The following is a 3,972-nucleotide window of genomic DNA, read 5'->3' on the forward strand; positions in this document are numbered from 1 at the left end:
GGCACATCTCGCCGGCCGAAAGCGAAATCTCGTGGTCGTTCATGCGGTAATGCACGCTGCCGCGCACGATGAAATTAACCTCGACCTGGGCGTGCCAGTGCGGCTTGAGCATCACCAACGGATTGGTGTGAAACATCTGCAGGAGCAGCGGAAGGCCTTCCACGCTGCTGGCCCCAGGCTGGTAGAACGGCCGTTCAGGCATCTTACTTTCCGCCAATTTCATATTCCTTTTGACGGCGACAGGCCTTGCCCACTGCATAGTCTAGCCACGCTCACAGTGAGAGAGCAAATGAAATGGGAGGATTTCAATGCGCATCACAATGACCTGCGCCGCGCTCGCGCTTGCCCTGGGCTCAGCCCCGGCCTTCGCGCAATCCGGCGAAATCACCATCTGGAGCTGGAATGTCGCGGCTTCATCGCTGAAGGCGACCATTGCCGGCTTCAACAAGCAATTTCCCGACGTCAAGGTCACCGTCCAGGATCTCGGCAACCAGCCGACCTATGACAAGTCGATCGCCGGCTGCGCCGCCGGCGGCGTCGGCCTGCCCGACATCGTCACCGTCGAGAACGGTGAGGCCGAGAATTACTGGAGCCAGTTCCCCGACTGCTTCGTCGACCTGCATACGCTCGGCTACACAGCCGACGACCAGAAAAAGTTCCCCGATTTCAAGCGCACCGAGCTGGAAGTGGGCGACAAGGCCTACGCGATGCCGTGGGATTCCGGCCCGGTTGCCGCGTTCTATCGCCGCGATTTCTACGAAAAGGCCGGCGTCGATCCGGCTTCGATCAAGACCTGGGACGATTTCATCGCCGCGGGCAAGAAGATCCAGTCCGCCAATCCTGGCGTCTCGATGACCAATGCCGATTTCAACGGTGACTCGGAATTCTTCCGCATGATCTCCAACGAACAGGGCTGCGCCTATTTCTCCGAGGACGGACAATCGATCACGGTCAACCAGCCCAAATGCGTCGATGCCATGACCAAGGTCAAGGAGATGAAGGACGCCGGCATCATCTCGTCGGCCGACTGGGGCACCAAGATCACCAACAACACCGCCGGCACCGTCGCCACCCAGATCTATGGCGGCTGGTATGAGGGCACCATTCGCACCGAATCTGCCGGTGAAAACGGCAAATGGGGCGTCTATCTGATGCCGAGCCTTACCGCCGACGGGCCGCGCGCCGCCAATCTCGGCGGTTCCTCGCTGGCTATCACCTCGGTGTCGAAGAACAAGGAGGCCGCCTACGCCTATCTGAAATACACGCTCGGAACCAATGAAGGCCAGATCACGATGCTGAAGGAGTTCGGCCTGGTGCCGTCCCTGATCTCGGCGCTCAATGACCCCTACGTCTCGGAAGGTCTGCCCTATTGGGGCGGCCAGGCGGTGTGGAAGGACATTCTCGGCACCTTGCCGAAGGTTGTTCCGAGCCGCGGCACGCAGTTCCAGAGCGACGCCGAAATCATCGTCCGCGCCGTGCAGACCAAGTATCTGGCCGGCGGCTATCCCGACGCCAAGACGGCACTCGACGATGCCGCAAGCCAGATCGCGGCGGCGACCGGACTGCCCGTCAAGTCGTGACCACCGCTTCTCCTTCTCCCACAAGGGGAGAAGGGAAGACCCAGGCGATGGCGTGAAACAACAATCGGTAGAAGGAGGAGGAAGATGCGCAATCGCAACGCCACGGCCTATCGCTTCCTCACGCCCTATCTGCTGATCTTCGCGATCTTCTGGGTGTGGCCGATCATCAGCTCCTTCATGATCTCCTTCCAGGCGACGCGTACCGTGCCGTGGCGGTTCGCGCCCGGCTTCAACTGGGGCCGGTTGATCGGCGATCCGGCCTTCTTCAACGCCCTGAAGAACACGCTGCTCATCCTTGTCATCCAGGTGCCGGTGATGATCTCGCTGGCGCTTGTCATGGCGGTGCTGTTGAACTCGCCGCTCTTGAAGGCGCGCGGCCTCTACCGCTTTGCCTTCTTCGCCCCGGTGGTGGTCGGCGAGGTCGCCTATTCGGCTGTGTTCCGGCTGATGTTCAACCTCGATTTCGGCATCATCAACAAGCTGTTGAACAGCATCGGCCTGCCCAAGATCGACTGGTTTTCCAACGTCACGCCGGCGATGGCGCTGATCATGATCGCGGTGACCTGGCGCTGGGCCGGCTACAACGCCATCATCCTGCTCGCCGGCATGCAGTCCATTCCCGAGGATGTCTACGAGGCGGCGACGCTAGACCGCGTCAGCAAGCTCAAGCAGTTCTTCTACATCACCCTGCCGCTCTTGAAGCCGGTCATCGTATTTTGCCTCGTGCTGTCGATCATCGGCACCATGCAGCTGTTCACCGAGCCCTTCCTGATCACCGAGCGCGGCGGGCCGGGCGGCGGCACGGAGACGCTCGGCCTGCTGCTTTACCGCCAGGGTTTTCGGTCGCTCAATTTCGGCTATGCGTCGGCCGTCGCCTACACCATGGCCGGGCTGGCGATCGCCATCACGCTGGCGCAGCTGTGGCTGACGAGGGAACCGAAATGAGTTCGCGCTCCTCCGCCAGACTGGGACGCAGCATCGCCCTGCATCTGTTCCTGACGCCGCTGGCGCTGATCTGGCTGTTTCCGCTGTGGATGATGGTGGTGTTCTCGACCATGCCGGACAACGGCATCTTCAGCCCCGGCATCGAGCTTTTGCCGCACGGCAATTTCATCGACAATTTCAACAATCTGCAGCGTGACACGAACTTCGTCGGCGCCATCGGCATTTCGGTCTCGGTGGCGGTGACCTACACCATCCTGTCGGTGCTGCTGACGTCGATGGCCGGCTGGGCGCTGGCCCGCTACCAGTTCTTCGGCAAGGGCGTGGTTGTCGCCATCATCCTCGGCACCATCACGCTTCCCTATGCGGTCGTGCTGATCCCGCAATTCATCATGGTGGCGCGCGACTTCAAGCTCGCCAACACCTGGGTGGCGCTGATCGTGCCGCCGCTGTTCAATTCGCTCGGCGTGCTGTTCATGCGGCAGAGTTTTTCGATGATGCCGGACGACCTCTTCGATGCTGCGCGCGTCGAAGGCGTCAAGGAATGGCGCATCTTCCTCTTCGTCGCGCTGCCTTTGGCGCGGCCGATGCTGGCCGCACTCGCCATCATCCTGTTCCTCGCCTCCTGGAACAATTATCTGTGGCCGCTTTTGATCAACAGCCAGCCGGGTTCGATGACGGCGCCGGTGGCGCTCGGCACGCTGATCGGCCTCACCAAGGTGTCATGGGGCGGCATCATGGCGGGCGCGGTGATGCTGACGGTGCCGATGCTCGTCGTCTTCGTGCTGCTGCAGCGCCATTTCATCGCCGGCATCGCCGCCGGCGCGGTCAAGTAAGGGGCAGCATGGCAACGGTCACGCTCAACAATGTCGTCAAGCGCTTCGGTGTCTTCGAGGTCGTCCATGGCGCCAGCATCGACATCAAGGACGGCGAGTTCGTCGTCTTCGTCGGGCCCTCCGGCTGCGGAAAATCGACGCTGCTCAGAATGATCGCCGGGCTCGAGGACATCAGCGGCGGCGAGATCGCCATCGGCGGCAAGGTGGTCAACGATGTCGAGCCGGCCGACCGCGGCATCGCTATGGTGTTCCAGTCCTACGCGCTCTATCCGCATATGGACGTGTCGAAGAACATGGGTTTCAGCCTGCTCCTGAAGAAGGCGGAGAAAACGACGATCGACGCCAGGGTGGACGGCGCCGCCAGGCGGCTCGGGCTCGACACGTTCCTGCAGCGCCTGCCGCGGCAACTGTCCGGCGGCCAGCGCCAGCGCGTCGCCATGGGGCGTGCCATCGTGCGCGATCCCAAGGTTTTCCTGTTCGACGAGCCGCTGTCGAACCTCGACGCCAAGCTGCGCGTCCATATGCGCGCCGAGATCAAGGCGCTGCACCAGCAGCTGAAGACGACATCGGTTTATGTCACGCATGACCAGATCGAGGCGATGACCATGGCCGAC

General features: G+C 61.8%; 4 protein-coding genes and 1 pseudogene. 4 read left to right on the top strand and 1 reads right to left on the bottom strand.

Features of this window, described 5'->3' with window-relative positions; genetic code table 11:
* A pseudogene (locus tag EOC06_RS32210) lies at positions 1–223 on the bottom strand (AraC family transcriptional regulator); the annotation flags it as partial.
* Between the two features lie 85 nt (positions 224–308).
* Here EOC06_RS32210 and EOC06_RS32215 point away from each other — a divergent pair.
* The 4 genes from EOC06_RS32215 to EOC06_RS44075 form a co-directional block, all read left to right on the top strand.
* The gene (locus tag EOC06_RS32215) at positions 309–1,580 is read left to right on the top strand and encodes an extracellular solute-binding protein (protein ID WP_127330826.1); all 1,272 of its coding nucleotides are present in this window, start codon (positions 309–311) and stop codon (positions 1,578–1,580) included.
* 84 nt (positions 1,581–1,664) lie between these two features.
* Positions 1,665–2,525 (top strand): carbohydrate ABC transporter permease, encoded by an 861-nt coding sequence (locus EOC06_RS32220; protein WP_023809272.1) that lies wholly within the window; start codon positions 1,665–1,667, stop codon positions 2,523–2,525.
* Complete coding sequence (locus EOC06_RS32225) at positions 2,522–3,358, top strand: carbohydrate ABC transporter permease (protein WP_127256867.1); 837 nt, start codon at positions 2,522–2,524, stop codon at positions 3,356–3,358. The genes EOC06_RS32220 and EOC06_RS32225 overlap by 4 nt, the downstream gene beginning before the upstream one ends.
* Positions 3,359–3,366: 8 nt before the next feature.
* Positions 3,367–3,972: ABC transporter ATP-binding protein (locus EOC06_RS44075; protein WP_245470279.1), on the top strand; the 606-nt coding region annotated here is incomplete at its 3' end.

Origin of the sequence: Mesorhizobium sp. M7A.F.Ca.MR.362.00.0.0 (assembly GCF_004023175.1) — a bacterium.
Taxonomy (GTDB): domain Bacteria; phylum Pseudomonadota; class Alphaproteobacteria; order Rhizobiales; family Rhizobiaceae; genus Mesorhizobium.

Bases quoted from the DNA above. Each gene is read 5' to 3' on its own strand.
- EOC06_RS32215 (WP_127330826.1), top strand. From the start codon at position 309: ATGCGCATCACAATGACCTGCGCCGCGCTCGCGCTTGCCCTGGGCTCA.
- EOC06_RS32220 (WP_023809272.1), top strand. From the start codon at position 1,665: ATGCGCAATCGCAACGCCACGGCCTATCGCTTCCTCACGCCCTATCTG.
- EOC06_RS32225 (WP_127256867.1), top strand. From the start codon at position 2,522: ATGAGTTCGCGCTCCTCCGCCAGACTGGGACGCAGCATCGCCCTGCAT.